Source organism: Paucibacter hankyongi (assembly GCF_037482915.1).
Classification (GTDB): Bacteria; Pseudomonadota; Gammaproteobacteria; order Burkholderiales; family Burkholderiaceae_C; genus Paucibacter_A; species Paucibacter_A hankyongi.
In genome coordinates, this window is the sequence record NZ_JBBHJX010000002.1 from 94,395 (window position 1) to 109,499 (window position 15,105).

14 protein-coding genes are annotated in these 15,105 nt (G+C 64.5%); 10 read left to right on the forward strand and 4 right to left on the reverse strand.

Going from position 1 to position 15,105, the window contains the following annotated elements; all coding sequences use genetic code 11:
* The first annotated feature begins 143 nt into the window (after positions 1 to 143).
* Positions 144 to 2,288: a sensor domain-containing diguanylate cyclase gene (locus tag WG899_RS03890; protein WP_339594308.1), complete on the forward strand. Its 2,145-nt coding sequence runs from the start codon at positions 144 to 146 to the stop codon at positions 2,286 to 2,288.
* Between the two features lie 94 nt (positions 2,289 to 2,382).
* Positions 2,383 to 2,889: a c-type cytochrome gene (locus WG899_RS03895; protein WP_339594309.1), complete on the forward strand. Its 507-nt coding sequence runs from the start codon at positions 2,383 to 2,385 to the stop codon at positions 2,887 to 2,889.
* A 19-nt stretch (positions 2,890 to 2,908) separates the two neighbouring features.
* On the opposite strand, the gene WG899_RS03900 is transcribed toward WG899_RS03895, so the two are convergent.
* The 4 genes from WG899_RS03900 to WG899_RS03915 all read right to left on the reverse strand — a co-directional run bounded on the left by WG899_RS03900 (position 2,909) and on the right by WG899_RS03915 (position 7,397).
* Positions 2,909 to 3,790, reverse strand: a complete 882-nt coding sequence (locus WG899_RS03900; protein ID WP_339594310.1) for a phosphate/phosphite/phosphonate ABC transporter substrate-binding protein — start codon at positions 3,788 to 3,790, stop codon at positions 2,909 to 2,911.
* A gap of 24 nt (positions 3,791 to 3,814) precedes the next feature.
* Positions 3,815 to 5,353 (reverse strand): sensor histidine kinase, encoded by a 1,539-nt coding sequence (locus WG899_RS03905; RefSeq protein ID WP_339594311.1) that lies wholly within the window; start codon positions 5,351 to 5,353, stop codon positions 3,815 to 3,817.
* Between the two features lie 101 nt (positions 5,354 to 5,454).
* Positions 5,455 to 6,639 (reverse strand): GGDEF domain-containing protein, encoded by a 1,185-nt coding sequence (locus tag WG899_RS03910; RefSeq protein ID WP_339594312.1) that lies wholly within the window; start codon positions 6,637 to 6,639, stop codon positions 5,455 to 5,457.
* An 83-nt stretch (positions 6,640 to 6,722) separates the two neighbouring features.
* Positions 6,723 to 7,397, reverse strand: coding sequence for a nitroreductase family protein (locus WG899_RS03915; RefSeq protein ID WP_339594313.1), 675 nt, complete (start codon positions 7,395 to 7,397; stop codon positions 6,723 to 6,725).
* Between the two features lie 277 nt (positions 7,398 to 7,674).
* Here WG899_RS03915 and WG899_RS03920 point away from each other — a divergent pair, with 277 nt between their 5' ends.
* The 8 genes from WG899_RS03920 to WG899_RS03955 all read left to right on the forward strand — a co-directional run bounded on the left by WG899_RS03920 (position 7,675) and on the right by WG899_RS03955 (position 14,892).
* Positions 7,675 to 8,004, forward strand: coding sequence for a hypothetical protein (locus WG899_RS03920; RefSeq protein WP_339594314.1), 330 nt, complete (start codon positions 7,675 to 7,677; stop codon positions 8,002 to 8,004).
* A 38-nt stretch (positions 8,005 to 8,042) separates the two neighbouring features.
* Positions 8,043 to 8,939 carry a polyphosphate kinase 2 gene (gene ppk2, locus WG899_RS03925; RefSeq protein ID WP_339594315.1) on the forward strand — a complete coding sequence of 299 codons (897 nt, stop codon included), beginning with the start codon at positions 8,043 to 8,045 and terminating at the stop codon, positions 8,937 to 8,939.
* A gap of 79 nt (positions 8,940 to 9,018) precedes the next feature.
* Positions 9,019 to 10,089: an Lnb N-terminal periplasmic domain-containing protein gene (locus WG899_RS03930; protein WP_339594316.1), complete on the forward strand. Its 1,071-nt coding sequence runs from the start codon at positions 9,019 to 9,021 to the stop codon at positions 10,087 to 10,089.
* 41 nt (positions 10,090 to 10,130) lie between these two features.
* Positions 10,131 to 12,377, forward strand: coding sequence for a patatin-like phospholipase family protein (locus WG899_RS03935; RefSeq protein ID WP_339594317.1), 2,247 nt, complete (start codon positions 10,131 to 10,133; stop codon positions 12,375 to 12,377).
* A gap of 76 nt (positions 12,378 to 12,453) precedes the next feature.
* Positions 12,454 to 12,900 (forward strand): hypothetical protein, encoded by a 447-nt coding sequence (locus WG899_RS03940; RefSeq protein ID WP_339594318.1) that lies wholly within the window; start codon positions 12,454 to 12,456, stop codon positions 12,898 to 12,900.
* 13 nt (positions 12,901 to 12,913) lie between these two features.
* Positions 12,914 to 13,720, forward strand: a complete 807-nt coding sequence (gene proC / locus WG899_RS03945; RefSeq protein ID WP_339594319.1) for a pyrroline-5-carboxylate reductase — start codon at positions 12,914 to 12,916, stop codon at positions 13,718 to 13,720.
* Between the two features lie 19 nt (positions 13,721 to 13,739).
* Entirely contained in the window at positions 13,740 to 14,312 is a 573-nt protein-coding gene (locus tag WG899_RS03950; RefSeq protein WP_339594320.1) for a chorismate--pyruvate lyase family protein, read from the forward strand.
* Between the two features lie 43 nt (positions 14,313 to 14,355).
* On the forward strand, positions 14,356 to 14,892 hold the full coding sequence (locus tag WG899_RS03955) for a hypothetical protein (protein WP_339594321.1): 537 nt from the start codon (positions 14,356 to 14,358) through the stop codon (positions 14,890 to 14,892).
* Positions 14,893 to 15,105: the final 213 nt, after the last annotated feature.

A 15,105-nucleotide genomic window follows, 5' to 3' on the forward strand; every position in this document is an offset into this window, starting at 1 on the left:
TTTTCTTTTGTGCAGATTTGTCAGCAGATATACACACGGACGCAGCGGAAGGGTAAATTGAGGGTTCAGCCCGATCTTTGAGGTAGTTCTTCACGGCACTTGCATCGGTGCCGACCGGGCGGCTCGATTAAAAGGGGGAGGCGATGCCGAATCCAGATCAGCGTTTGCAGCCGCCGCCGGGCAGCGGTGGCCTGCCTGCCGGAGGGCCTTGGCTGGAGGCTCTGGTCCGGCATGCGCCGGTCGGCGTGGCCGTGATCGAGGCCGATGGCATCTACCGGGCCGTCAATCCGGCCTACTGTGCGCTGTATGGCTATGTTGAAGCCGAGATGCTGGGGCGCAGCTTTTTGATGGTGTTTCCGCCCGAGCAACAAGCCCAGGTGATGCAGCGCCATCAGCAGTTTCTGCGCGAAGGCGGCGAGCTCAAGGGCGAATGGGATGTGCAGCGGCGTGATGGCAGGCAATTGCGCGTCTTGTCGGAGTCGGTCGCCGTCGTGGGCGAAGACGGGCAAATGAGCCGTCTGGTCTATGTGCTGGACATCACCGCTCGCACCCAACTGGAGCAGACGAAAGAAGACTCGCGCCGCATGATTTTGTCGGTGATGGACGCCTTGGCCGCCCACATCTGCGTGCTTGACGAGAACGCCACCATCATCAAGGTCAATCGGGCCTGGCGTGACTTTGCCGCGCGCCAGGGTGGGCAGCCCGACCAATGCTGCGAAGGCAGCAACTACCTCGCGGCCTGCGAGAGAGCCAGTCATCTGCCGATGGCCATCCTGCCTTCGCCCGATGCGGCGCCGTTTGCGGCACGTTTGAAGGAGGTCTTGGCCGGTCGGCTAGACAGTTTCCAGTTTGAATATCCCTGCCCCTCGGGCGATCAGCCGGCCTGGTATCTGGCGCGGGTGTCGCGGGTGCAAGGCGCCGAGCCGATGCGCATTGTGGTGGCGCATGACAATGTGACCGAGCTGAAGCTGGTGGAAGAAGTGCTGCGTCGCCACGAGGCGGAGTTGCGCGATCTGGCGGCTTCGGTACCCGGTGCCTTGTTCCGCATGCAGCGCGGCCCGAGCGGCAGGCCGCGGTTTTTTTACTTCAGCCCCGGCATTGAGGCCTTGTTCGGCCTCAGCCCCGCGCAGGCCTGCGGTGATGGCCGCAGCCTGTGGCGCTGCGCGCTGGAAGACGGCCGCGCCGAATGCAAAGAGGCCTTGCGTCGGGCCTTGCGCGGCGGCGAAAACTGGGAATGTGAGCTGCAAATCCGCAGCCAGGACGGCGTGCTGAAATGGGTGCACGCCAAGGCCAACTCAAAGGTGCAAGCCAATGGCGTCGTGCTGTGGACCGGCGTGCTGACCGATGTCAGCGTGCGCCGACAAGCCCAGATTGCGCTGAAGGCCAGCGAGGAGACCTTCCGAACATTTTTTGAAACCGTGCCGCTGGGCGTGGTGTACCACGACCGCAGCGCTCGCATCACCGCCGCCAACCCGGCCGCCGGCCGAATCCTGGGCCTTGAAGCGGCGCAGCTATTGGGCAAGACGCCGTTTGATCCCGGTTGGCATGCGATCCGCGAAGACGGCAGTGACTTCCCGCCCGAGCAGCATCCCGCCATGGAAGCCTTGCGTTTGGGCTTGCCGGTGCGCCAGGTGGTGATGGGTGTGCACACGCCCGACGGCAGCCTGGTCTGGCTGCAGGTGCATGCCACGCCCTTGTTCAAGCAGAGCGCCTTGACCGAGGTGCATGCCAGCTTTGAAGACATCACCGAGTTGGTCCGCACGCGCCAGGAGTTACGTCGCCAGGCCAGCACCGACCACCTGACCGGCGCGGCCAACCGTCGCCAGTTCATGGAACGCCTGCATGCCGAGTACGGCCGCATTCAGCGTAAGACCGAGATTTGCAGCTGCGTGGTGACCTTGGATCTGGACTTTTTCAAGCATGTCAACGACAGCCTGGGCCATGCCGCCGGGGACGCCGTGCTGCGCCATGTGACCCTGCTGATGCGCTTGGGGACGCGCCCCTTGGACGTGGTGGCGCGCATTGGCGGTGAGGAGTTTGCCCTGCTGCTGCCGGACACCAGCATCGAGGATGCGCTGGCGCTGGCCGAGCGCTTGCGCCAGCGCGTTGAACAAAACCCGGCCCAGTTCCGCAGTGCCATCATCCCGGTGACGGTGAGTGTGGGCGTTAGCGCCATGCGCTGGACCGATGGCAGCGCTGAAACCGCGCTGATCCGCGCCGACCGCGCCATGTACGCGGTCAAGAACGGCGGCCGCAATGGCGTTCAGGTGGGGACGGGCGACGACTGAGGCCGTCGCCCGATTCCGCATGATCTTGATCAATTCCTAGCCGCAGGGCCGCGCCACAATGATCACAAGCCATAGCACCCAGGAGGCATGCAAGATGAATTCCCAACAAGTCGCCTACCCCACCCATGGCCGTGAATCGGCGCTTCCTCGCGCGCTCCGCGGCGCGGCCGCGATAAGCACGCTGTTGGCCTTGCTGGTCAGCGGCTGTGCCATCGAGATTCAAAACAAGCAGGGTGCCAAGGAGATTGCCGAGGCGGCCAAGTTGCCGGGCTCGGTGGCCACTGGCTGGCGCGTGTTTCAAGAAAACTGTGCGGCCTGCCATGGTGCAGCTGCCACCGGCACGGTCAAGGCGCCCGACCTGCTGCCACGTGTGCGAGAGATGGGTTCCGATCGCTTTGCCAATTTGGTGCTGAAGCGCTATGACTGGGCCGCGTCCAAGGCAAGTGGCAATGCCGCTGGCTTGAGCACCCGTCCGATCGGCCAAGCCGTCATGCCGGCCTGGCAAAGTGATCCGGTGGTGAACGCCCATATCGTCGACCTGTACGCTTACCTGAGCGCACGCTCGGAGGGCACACAAGGGCCGGGTCAGCCTCTGCGCTAGCCGGCCGCCGGGCCGGACATCAGTTGTCGGCCCGCTGCTTGTAGTACTCCACCACCAAAGGGTCTGCGCCGGCCAGTTCGGCCGCCGTCAGCGGGCTCAAGCCTTCATGCTGAGTTTCCTTGAACATGGCCAGCCCCTCGGCCGTTTGGGGGAAGGCCAGCAGGCTTTGGGTTAGCGCGCCAACCTGCGAGCGCAGCCGCGGATGAGCCAGGTAGGCCATCGGAGTCAGCCCCTTGGGCGCGGCCGCCAAAACGCGAAAGCGGCTGCTCAAATCGTGCGGCAAGAGCGCCAAGGTCGAGGCTGAGCCGACGGCGGCCGCCGCGTCGCCCTTGAGCATGCGCTGCACGCCATTGCGCTGGGTGCCGGCGATCAGCAGCTTCACTTCGCGTCCCGGCACCAGACCCTGGTCGCGCAGATGGCGCAGGGCGATCAAGACATGCACGGCAAAGGGGTCGGCCACCAGCAGCGATTGGCCCGCCAAATCCTTCAACTGCTTGATCGGGCTGGCCAGCGGCACGATGAACAGCGGCTCCAGCGGCGCGGTGGCCCGTACCAGCGGCAAGAAGTTCGCTTCGCGGTGCAAGATGCGAGCTACATGCGGCGAGGCGCCGACCAGGTCGAATTCGCCGCCGCGGGCACGCTCAATGAACTGGGTGAAGTCGGTCGCCGAGCCGAGCCGGCAGGGCTTGTGGAGTTTCCTTGCGAACAGGCCGACGATGGGCTCATACAGTCGCACCAGCTGCTGCACCGGCAGGTAGGGCACCATGCCAAAGACCAGGCTGTTGCCAGGGAGGGAGGCTGCGCTGGGCCCGCCTTGTGCTTGCGCCCAGGCGGACGAGCCCGCCAAGCTGCTCAGCCATGCCAGCCAATGTCGGCGCGTCCATGCCTTGCGGTCTTGCATCTCAAGCATCCTGTTTGGCCATGATCAATTCAATGCGCCGGGGCCGGTGTCGGCAACCCGGCTTGGCGCCGTCAGGGGCAGGGTGATGATGAAGCAACTGCCCTGTCCCTCGCTGCTTTGTACCGTGATTTGGCCGCCCAACAAGCCGCAGATCAGATTGCGCACGATGGACAGGCCCAGGCCGGAGCCGCCCTGGCCCAGCTTGGTGGTGAAAAAGGGCTCGAAGATACGACTGACAGTTTCGTCGCTCATGCCGACACCATCATCCTGGATGCGCAGCTCGACCTGTTCGTCGGTGGCCGTGGCGCTGATCTTCAGCAGGCCGGCGTCGCGGCCGACAAAGGCATGGCGCTCGGCGTTTTGAATCAGGTTGCCGACCACCTGGTCCAAGGGGCCGGGGTAGCTGTCCATCAAGATGCCCTCGGGCACCTCCAGCTTGATCTGCCAGCTTTTTTGCTTCAGCAAAGGGCCATAGCTCAAGAGCAAATCTCGCAGCACGCCTTGCAGCTCAAACGAGCGGCGTTGATCGGAGCTGTCATCCACCGCCACGCGCTTGAAGCTGCTGATCAGCTCGGCCGCTCTTTGGGTGGCGCGCAAGACCAGGCTGGCCATTTGCTCGCCGTTCTCCAAAGCCTCGGTCAGGCCGCGGCGCGAGACTTGCTGGGCTTGCACCATGGCGCCGGTTTCGTGCAGCAGGTCTTGCAGGGTGGAGGCGGTCGTAACGGCGTTGCCGATCGGGGTATTGAGCTCATGGGAAATGCCGGCCACCAAGGCGCCCAGCGAGGCGAGCTTCTGCGCCTCGACCAGTTCGGCCTGGGTGCGGCGCAGCTTCCTGAGTGTGTCTTCCAGGTGTTGGGTGCGTTGCGCCACGCGTTGCTCCAGGGCTTCGTTGGCTTCCTGTAAAGACCGCTCGGCCACGCCCAGCGCATCAAAGCGCTCCGACAAGGTGGCGGACATTTGATTGAACGCGCGCGCCAAGCGCGCCAGTTCGTCGCGCCCCGTTGCCTCGATCTGCACACGGGGCTCGCCGGCTGCCATCCTGTCGGCGCCCCGCCGCAAGTCGCCCAAGCGCGCCGTCAACAACCGCGACAGATAGACCTGCAGGCCGGCAGCCAGCAGCAAGGTGCCCAGGCACACCGCCAATAGTTGCCAAAAGACCTGTTGCGCCGCCTGCCGCTCGCCGATGCGGGTGATGCCGAACTGGGCCTGCCCATAGCTGTGTGAGCCCAAGCGCAGGGCGCGCTCGAAGCCCTGCGCTTCGCTGTCCTGCAAGACCCCGGCGCTGGCGATTTGCACCCCCTGGGTGTCGCTGATGCGCAAATAGCTGAAGGCGCCGCGCTGGACCAAGGCTTGGGCCTGCTCGTCCACGGCCGCCAGGTCTGACTCGGCCAGCAAGGGCGCCAGCGCCGCCGAAAGCAAGGATGCGCTGCGCTCGCCAGCGCGCTGGGTTTCCTGGGCCATGGCGTCCGCCACGATCCAGCGGGTCGCCAAAAGAATCACCAGCGAAGCAACCGAGAAAACCAAGGCGGTGGCGAGCACCAGCCTTTGTTGGAGCGTGTACATGCCTTGTTATGTGGAGTCCCTGTCCGCGAGCATAGCCGACGCTGGTGGCACTCTTGATGTCTAAGGCAGCGCCGGTCTTGGCGCCGTTCGCTCTGCTGAGGCTAAAAAGCTTGTTCCACCCGGTTGCGGCCTTCGCGCTTGGCTTTGTAGAGCGCCGAGTCGGCCCGGCCCAGCAACTCGTCCAAGGCCTCGGCCTGTTGGCGCGGCATGGCGATGCCGATGCTGACCGTGGCGTGGATTGGCCCCACCGATGTGCTGAAGCTGCTGCTGTCCACGCTCTGGCGCAGGCGTTCGGCCAGTCCCAGTGCGGCTTCGGCATCCACGTCTTGCCAGACCACCGCGAATTCCTCGCCGCCCATGCGAACGGCCAGATCATTAGGCCGCACATGCGCCAGCAACAACTGCCCCAGGCCGCGCAGCACGGCGTCGCCGGCGGCATGGCCGTGGCGATCATTGATGGACTTGAAGTGGTCAAAGTCGATCATCGCCACCACCAAGCCCGCGTCTGCATCGGGTCGGCTGCTGTTGCGTTGGCGCAGGCGGCTGAGGCGGTTCTTCAGGCCGCGCCGGTTCAGCAGGCCGGTCAAGGGGTCAATCTCGATCAAGGCCCACAGGCTGCGCTGCAACTCGCTGTTGATCAGCAAGAGAATGGCCAGGGATTGCACCATCAGCAGTGCGATGAAGAGCAGCAGCCACTGTGCGTTGACGACCCGAGCTATTTCTTCCGAGCCGGCAAACCAGGGGGTCGAGGTCAGGCCGCGCATCGTAAAGGCCAGCACCCAGATGGCCATGTCCAGCAGCATCAGGAAGAGCGGGAAACCGCCATCATTGCGCCAGGCGCGCAGCAGGGGCGGCAAGGCCCACAGGCGCAGTGCCGCGCTGACCAACAAGGTCAGCGTGAGTGACACCCAGCCCGGCATGGCAAGCAGCGCGCAAATCAGCGAGGCCAGCGACGCAACGGCGACGATGATCAGCACCGGCGGCCGGCGCAGCGGCAGGCCGAGAAAAGCGCGCACGCCCAGCAGCACCAAGCCGCTGGAGACCACGCCGCCGATATGGCCGATGTTCCACATCGCTGTTGGCGCACCGGCGGCCAGGCCGATCGTGCGAATCAGTTGCGCCAGGGCGACGGCGGCGAATGCCCCGGCCCAGTACCAAAGTCCGTAGCGCCCCCGCGTCTGCCAGGCGCTGCCAATGGCAACGACCATCATCAAGGAAGCGACCATCTGGTAGACGATCAGCAACGTGGCTGTGTGCAGCGTGGGCAAGGGGACGAGGCTTGTCATGGTTGCCCCCATTGTCCACGTGCCGGATGACGCCGCCCTTTCGGCTGCGCTAGAGCGGCATGTCTAGCGTTGCGCTGAGACGCTCAGAGCCAGGTGCTGATGGCGCTCAGCGGTTTTTTGAGGCCACCATGCACCGGCACCTGGCAACCCGGCTTGGGATAGCCGACCACCAACAGAATCACCGGTTTCTCGGAGTCGGGGCGTCCGCACAGCTTGCTGAGAAATCCCATCGGGCTGGGCGTGTGGGTCAGTGTGGCCAGCCCGGCGTCGTGCAAGGCGCTGATCAGGAAGCCGGTGGCGATGCCGACCGACTCGGGCACGTAGTAATGGCTGAAGCGTTCGCCGTTCGCATCGATCCCATACTTCTGCGCAAAGATGGCGATCAGCAACGGCGCCTCTTCCAGAAAGGGCTTGTGCTGGTCGGTGCCCAGCGGTGCCAGGGCGCGCAACCATTCTTCCGGCGCCCGGCCGTTGTAGAAGCTGCGCTCCTCTTCCTCTGCGGCGGCACGAATTTGGGCCTTGCGCTCGGCGTCGCTGATGACGACGAAGTGCCAGGGTTGCTGGTTGGCCCCCGACGGTGCGGTGCCGGCCGCCAGCAGGCATTGTTCGATCACCGCGCGATCGACCGGGCGGCTGTCAAAGTCGCGCACGGTGCGGCGGCGCAACAAGTTCTCGTAGTTCGTGTGGGCGCGCTCCAGCATGGTCTCGCTGGGCAGTTCGCGGTAGCCGGTCAAGGGCTCCATGGCGGGGGCAGGCATTGTGTGCATATCGTGGCCTTGGCTGAAATAGGGCGGGGTGGCCGCTGGGTTGGGATGCCGGATTTGGGCGCCGAGAGAATAACTGCCCAAGATGACTCACTCAATTGGGGCACCACCCAGCCCCAGAGCGCGTGTTGGCAAACTTGTAACTTGAGACCGCCTTCATGTGTCCGACGCAAGCAGGCGTTAGAGTGGCGGCATCAGGGGCCTGTTTTGCCCGCTTGGCCCGCGCGCCGCGCGCGTTTTTTGCTTCACCGCTAGCCCAAGGAGAGTCGCCATGTCAGTCGAACCCAATTACCGCACCGGCCGCTGGTCCATGCATTTCGAGGAAATCGACAAAGAGATCGCTACGCTGGCCATGATGTGCGAGGCGCCGCTGATCACGCCGGGCGTGATCGAACGCATTCTGCGTGGCGACATCAGCGTCTGCGGCAAAGAGAAGCCGGCCTCCTTCGGCAAGCTGCGCGGCCTGTTGATGATGCATTACTCGGACCAGGCCAAGGCGATCGAGGTGCTGGGCCCGGAGCAGGCGCTGGCCATCGTCAGCCAGGTGGTGGAGCGCCTGCGCGAGCGCTTTGGCGACCGCCTCGGCGCCCCCGAGGCCTGAATCAACTATTGACCCCAACCCGTCCAGCAGGAGCCCTCATGGTGGCAAGTAAGAAGAGCAGCGCACACAGCAAGGCCAAGCCGTCGGCCACCGAGGGCGGCGTGGCGGCTGCCGGTCACAGCGGCGCAGCCACACTGACTTCGGGTGCGAACCCGGACCGCAAACCGGTCTCGGCCCGTGACTATGACAAGGCGCTTGAAAAGCTGCATGTCGAATTGGTGCTGCTGCAAGAATGGGTGCAACACCATGAGCTGAAGGTCTGCATCGTGTTCGAGGGGCGTGACGGCGCCGGCAAGGGCGGCACCATCAAGGCCCTGACCGAGCGGGTCAGCCCGCGCGTGTTCCGGGTGGTGGCCTTGCCCGCGCCGACCGAGCGCGAGAAGAGCCAGATGTATGTGCAGCGCTATGTCAAACACCTGCCGGCCGCCGGCGAAGTGGTGATCTTTGATCGCAGCTGGTACAACCGCGCCGGCGTCGAGCGGGTGATGGGGTTTTGCACCGATCAACAGGCCAAGGACTTTCTGGACATCGTGCCCGCCTTCGAGAAGGCCATCGTCGCCTCCGGGGTGATCCTGTTGAAGTACTGGCTGGAGGTCAGCCCCGAAGAGCAGACCCGGCGCCTGACCGACCGGATCGAAGACGGCCGCAAGCTCTGGAAGTTGTCGCCGATGGACTTGAAGTCCTACAGCCGCTGGTACGACTACTCGCGCGCCCGCGACGAAATGTTCAAGGCCAGCGACAGCTCCTGGGCACCCTGGTTTGCCGTGCATTCGGATGACAAGCGGCGCGCCCGCCTCAACATCATTCAGCACATCTTGCGCAGCATTCCCTACGAAACCCTGCCCCGCGAGAAGGTCAACCTGCCGAAGCGCCAGAAACGCGGCGACTACCAAGAGCCGGACTACCCCTTCCGATTCATCCCCGAGACCTATTGATGGGCGGGTCCTTGTACGCGGCACAGCTTGGCGTTCAGCCTGAGCCGCAGAAACGCTGCGCGTGCACAGGAGCGGCTGCATGACCTGGGTGGAACGTTTGGGCCGCGTGTTCTGGGGCTTGGCGGTGCTGCTGTGTGGTGGCTGGAGCTTGGCCGCCCTGTGGCTGAGCGGGTCCTTGAGCGTCGATCAGCGCTATGCCTGCCTGGCCGCCATGGGGCTGGCCAGTGTGCTGGCCTTGCTGGGCTTGTTGCCGCAGGTGCGGGTGTTTTGGCGGCGTTTGGCCTGGGCCGTGTTTGCGGCGCTGTTCCTGGCCACCGTGCTGCTGTACTTTCAGCAGCAGCCCTCCAATGAGCGCAACTGGCGTGATGAGGTCGCGGTTTCGCCTTCTGCCACGATCAACGGTCAGTTCGTCACCGTCCACAACATCCGCAATTTCGACTACCGCAGCGAGCTGGACTTCACGCCGGCCTATTACGACAAGCGCTTCGACCTGAGCAAGTTCGAGGGCATCGATCTGGTGACCTCTTACTGGATGGGCCCGCACATCGCGCATGTCTTCCTCAGCTTTGCGTTTTCGGATGGCAACCATCTGGCGATTTCGATCGAGACCCGCACCGAAAAGGGTGAGGGTTATTCGACGCTGAAGGGCTTCTTCCGCCAATACGAGTTGTTCTACGCGGTGGGGGACGAGCGTGACCTGATACGGGTGCGCACCAATTACCGCCGCGACCCGCCGGAGGATGTCTATGTCTACCGGATCAAGGTCAAGCCCGAAGCCGGGCGCCGGGTGTTTCTGGAGTACCTGCGGCAGATGAATGAGCTGCACCGGCAGCCGGCGTTCTACAACAGCCTGTTCACCAACTGCACTACCAATCTCTGGCTGAACGCACGCATCAACCCGGCCGATCTGCCGATGAGCTGGAAAATCATTGCCAGCGGCCATGTGCCCGAGTACTTGTACGAGCACGACCTGTTGGAGCTTGAGCCGGGCATGAGCCTGCCTGACTTGCAACGCCGCGTGCACATCAATGCCCGCGCGCAGGCGGCCGATCAGGCGGCCGATTTTTCGCTGCGCATACGGGCCCCCGCCAAGGAAGCGGTCGCGAGCGGCAACAATGGCAAGCCGAGCGCGGCGGCCTTGAAGCAATAGGTCGAATGTCTTTCCCCCCAGCCCCCTGGATGAACTCAGTCATGAAATTTCGCCTCAGCCCCGCCGCGCTTGCCGTGTCGCTGGCTTTGTCTCTGGCTTGGCCGCTTGGTGCCTATGCGGCCGAGGAGGAACCGGCGCCGCAAGTGGCCAAGCGCCCGAAGATCTGCCTGGTGCTGTCTGGCGGCGGCGCGCGTGGCGCTGCGCACACGGGGGTGTTGCGCGTGTTGGAAGACCTGCGGGTGCCGATCGACTGCATTGCTGGCACCAGCATGGGTGCGCTGGTGGGGGGCGCTTACGCCACCGGCATGAGCGTGGACGAGATGGACGCCGTCAATGCCGGCATCACGGTGGAAAAGCTCTTCAAGGAGAAGGCGCCTCGCCAAGAGCTGACCATGCGCCGCAAGCAAGACGATTTTTATAACTTCGTCGGCCCCGAGATCGGCCTGGGCGGCACCGAGGCCACCGTCACCAAGGGCTTTGTGTCGGGCGTGCAGTTGGAGACGGTGCTACGCCAGCTGACCAAGGTGCGTGGCTACCGGGACTTTGATCGTTTGCCCATTCCCTTCCGTGCGGTGGCCACCGATTTGGTCAGCGGCAAGCCGGTGGTTTTCAGCGAAGGGGATATCGCCAATGTGATGCGCGCCAGCATGGCGGTGCCGGGGGCGGTGGCGCCGGCCGAGATTGGTGGGCTGCTCTTGGTGGACGGCATGTTGACCAGCAATCTGCCGGTCGATGCGGCGCGCGCCATGGGCGCCGATGTGGTGATCGCCGTCAATGTGGGCACCCCCTTGCTGAAGCGCGAGCAGCTCAATGGCGTGCTGGGCGTGGCCAACCAGATGCTGAGCATCTTGACCGAGCAGAATGTGCAGGCCTCGCTGGCATCCTTGCGGCCCGGCGATGTCTTGATCTCGCCCGACCTGGGCGACTTCTCGACCGCTGACTTTGACCACTTGGCCCAGATTACCCCCAAGGGTGAGATCGCGGCGCGGCTGGTGGCCCAGCAGCTGAGCCGTTACTCGGTGTCGCCCGAAGAATATGCGGCCTTGCGCCAGCGGCAAATGGCCACGCTCTCGGCCGATTTGCGCCCGGTGGATGAGCTGCGCTTCGTCAATCTGAAGCGCGTCAATCCGGAGGCCGCCGCTTCGCTGATGGTGACTACAGCCAAGGCGCCGATCGACCAAGAGGTGCTGGATGCCGATATGCGCCGGCTCTATGGCAGCGGCGACTTCGAGCATGTCAACTACCGCGTCTTGTCCGAGAAGAACAAGCGTGTCTTGGCCATTGAAGCCATGGAGAAGAGCTGGGGCCCGAACTATCTGCGCTTTGGCCTGGGCATGAGCAGCGACTTTGGCAGCGAATCGCAGGCCAGCTTGTTTGCTTCCTACCGTCGCACCTGGATCAACTCCCTTGGCGCCGAGTGGCGCACCGATCTGCGCTTAGGCTACAACCACAGCTTGAACAGCGAGTTCTATCAACCCTTGGACGCGCGACAGGATTGGTTTGTCGCCCCCAGCTTGAATGTGGGTCGCAGCAGCGTCTCGGTCTACGCCGGCGATGCCCGCCAGTCGATCTTCACCCTGGTGTCGCGCCAGGTTGGGCTGGATCTGGGGCGGCACTTCTATCAGTACGGGGAGTTCCGCTTGGGCGCGCAGCGGGGTCGCGTGAGTGCGCGGCTCGACACCGGGGAAGGCATCGGTGTGCCCCGGTCGCTCCAAGTGGCCACCGGCGGCCTGAATGCGCGCCTGCAACTGGACCGGCTGGACAGCGTGCTGTTCCCGCGCTCCGGTTGGCTGACTGGTATCAATGTTTACCGATCCATGCCGAGCCTGGGCGCCGACGATGCCTACACCAAGTGGGACGGCACGGCGGCCGCGGCCTACACCTTCGGCGAGAACACCCTCAACCTGGCCCTGGTCGGTGCCGGCCCCATTGGCAACAATCACTTGCCCGGTCAAAGCTTGGTTCAGTGGGGCGGCTTTTTGCAGCAGTCGGGCTATGCCCAGGGTCAGCTCTTGGGCCAGCGCCTGGAATTCGCCCGCCTGATGTATTACCGCCGGGTGGCCCAAGGTCAGCTGCTGGAAGGCGCGTACGGCGGTTTGTCGCTGGAGCTGGGGCGGGTGACCGATCCTCTGTTGTGGGCCAACTCGGAAGCCTGGCGCAAGTCGGTGGCGGTCTATGTGGGCCTGGACACCTTCGTCGGCCCGCTCTATTTCGGCGCTGGCCGGGCGTCCGATGGGGCCACCAGCCTCTACTTGGTGCTGGGGAGCGTCTTAACGCCGGGGCGGTAACATCGCCCCCGACTGATTTTGTCGCCTTGAATGGCTGACGCTGCGCGCTCCCTCTGACCGAACCTTTTCGCCCACCATGACCCTCAAACGCGTTTTCCTGGCCTTGCTGGTGCTGGCCGTGCTGCTAACCGGCTACTTCTATGCCGCGTTGCATTGGAGCTACTCCTCGGGCGAGCGCGCCGGCTGGATTCAAAAACTCTCCAACAAGGGCTGGATCTGCAAAACCTGGGAGGGCGAGTTGGCCCTGGTCTCCATCCCCGGCAGTTCAACGGTGGAGAAGTTTGCGTTCACCGTCGCCAATGACGCGGTGGCCGCCGAGTTGACCGAGGTGATGGGGCGGCGCGTGACCCTGCACTATGAAGAGAAGGTGGGCTTGCCCACCTCTTGCTTCGGTGAGACGCGCCATTACGTGACCAAGGTGACGGTGGCGAACGACATCTCGCTCTCTCCGGGCGTGGTGGTGCATACCAATCCCGCCGAGCCGGCTTCGGCGCCGGCCAAGACCCCTGCGGCGTCGAACTGAGATGAGCTACCCCATGCTGGCTTTCATCGGCGGCGGCAATATGGCCAGCGCCATCCTTGGCGGTTTGCTGGAGGGCGGTCATCCGCGTGAGCGCCTGATCGTGGTCGAGCCCTATGCGCCGCAGCGCGCCAAGCTGGCGGCCGATTTCGGGCTGCAGGCCCTGGCCGCGGCCGACGCGTCGCTGGCTCAGGCCGAGCTGCTGATGTGGGCCGTCAAGCCGCAAATGTTTGTCGAGGCCGCCGCGCCTTGCGCACCCTTTGTGGCCCAGGCTCTGCATCTGTCGGTGATGGCCGGCATCCGCAGCGATGCCTTGGTGCAGGCCTGCGGCGCCCAACGCATCGTGCGCGCCATGCCCAACACGCCGGCGCTGATTGGCCGCGGTATTGCCGGGCTCTATGCCCGCCCCGAGGTCAGCGACAGCGACAAACGGCTGGTCGAGCGCGTGCTGGCGCCGACCGGCGAGCTGCTGTGGCTGGAGCGCGAGCAGGATTTGGACGCCGTGACGGCCTTGTCCGGCTCTGGCCCGGCCTATTTCTTTTACTTTGTCGAGGCAATGATGGCCGCCGCCGTGGAGATGGGTCTGAGCGCCGAGCAAGGGCGCCAACTCGCCCTGTCCACCTGCGCCGGCGCCGCCGCCTTGGCGCAGCAGTCGGACGAAACGCCGGCGACGCTGCGCGAGCGCGTCACCTCCAAGGGCGGCACCACCTATGCCGCGCTCAGCAGCATGCAGGCCGATGGGGTTGCTGCGTCGATCCAACGCGCGGTCAGGGCGGCGCAGCAGCGCGCCCGCGAGCTGGGCGACGAATTCGGCCAGGCCTGAAGCCGGAGTCCCTGCCTCGATGGGTCTCGCCAGTCGACTCAGCCTGCGTGCCTGGCTGCGCGCACCGGGGTCCTTGAGCCGCCGCCTGGCGCAGCTGGGAGATCGCTTCGAGGTGCAACTGCTGAGCCAGCGCACGGCGCCACTGCGTACGCGTGAGCTGGACGCACTCGGCCGCCCGCGGCGCGGCTGTACGCTGGTGCGGGAAGTGATTTTGCGCGTTGACGGCCGGCCGCTGGTCTGGGCCCGCTCAAGCTTGCATTCGAGCGCCCTGGCTGGACCTTGGCAGGCGCTGAAGGGCCTGGGTCGCAGGCCGCTGGCTGACCTGCTCTATGCCGACCCACGCGTGCACCGCAGCGTTTTGCAGCCCGTGCGGCTGGCGCGCTATGGCCATACCCGCCGTCAGATGGAAAAGCAATGGCTGGCCGCCACCGGAGAGCCGGCTTCCAAGCAGATGTTGTGGTCCCGCAACTCGGTATTCAGCCGCTGCAATGCCCAGTTACGTGTGATGGAGTTGTTTAATCCTGAATTGGCGGCCTATATGCCGACTATTGGACGCGTTAGGGGTCGCACAAAAATGAACAATAGGCCGTAGAATTACAAATTAGGGGGGTTCATCAGCCGTATTGAGGAATCTCATGAAAACACGTGACATTGTCATTTTTAGCGGTGAACAGTTTGCTGTTCCCCAGTGCATCCAGCGCATTGACCACCAGAGCACACATGGTTGGCAACTGCGATATGGCGGCACCAAGCTCTTCTCGGATCACTCGCAAGACGGCAGTGGTGCCGCACGAGCGCTGGCCCTCGCGACCAAAGAATTGTTGAGCCGAATTGCCAAGCTGCCTGCGCCTTCTCGGCTGCAGCGCAAGCCCAGTGGCAACAAGGGCAACGACTTGCCGGTCGGCATCTCCGGGCCTATCGTGCGTCAGCGTGCCAGCAGCCGCGTGCGCGACTGCAGCTTTGCCGTGTCTCTGCCTCGTTATGGTGCGGCACCGCGTGGACGTAGCGTCTACATCGGCACCGAGAACACCTACACGATCGAGAAGTACCAAGCCGCTCTGGCCAAGGCCGTCGAATTGCGCGCCAAGGCCGAAGAGTCTTACCAGCGCGCCGCCACCCGGGCCAAGCGCGCCGAGGGTAAGGCGCTGAAGGCGTCGCTCAAAGCCGCCTGATTGCGCCACCCCTCGGGGTGTTGTCTGGCGGCTGGCACTGCCTCGCGCAGTGCCGCCCTGACGACGGTTCGAGTTGATGGTCGGGGACGCTTTCTCGCCAATGGCAAATGGAGGCGATGCGCGGACCTGTGTGATCCTCACATCGCCTGACTTGCCAGCGCTGACGCTGCCAATGTCAAGTTGGCCGGCACCGGCACGCCGCAGGCGTTATGG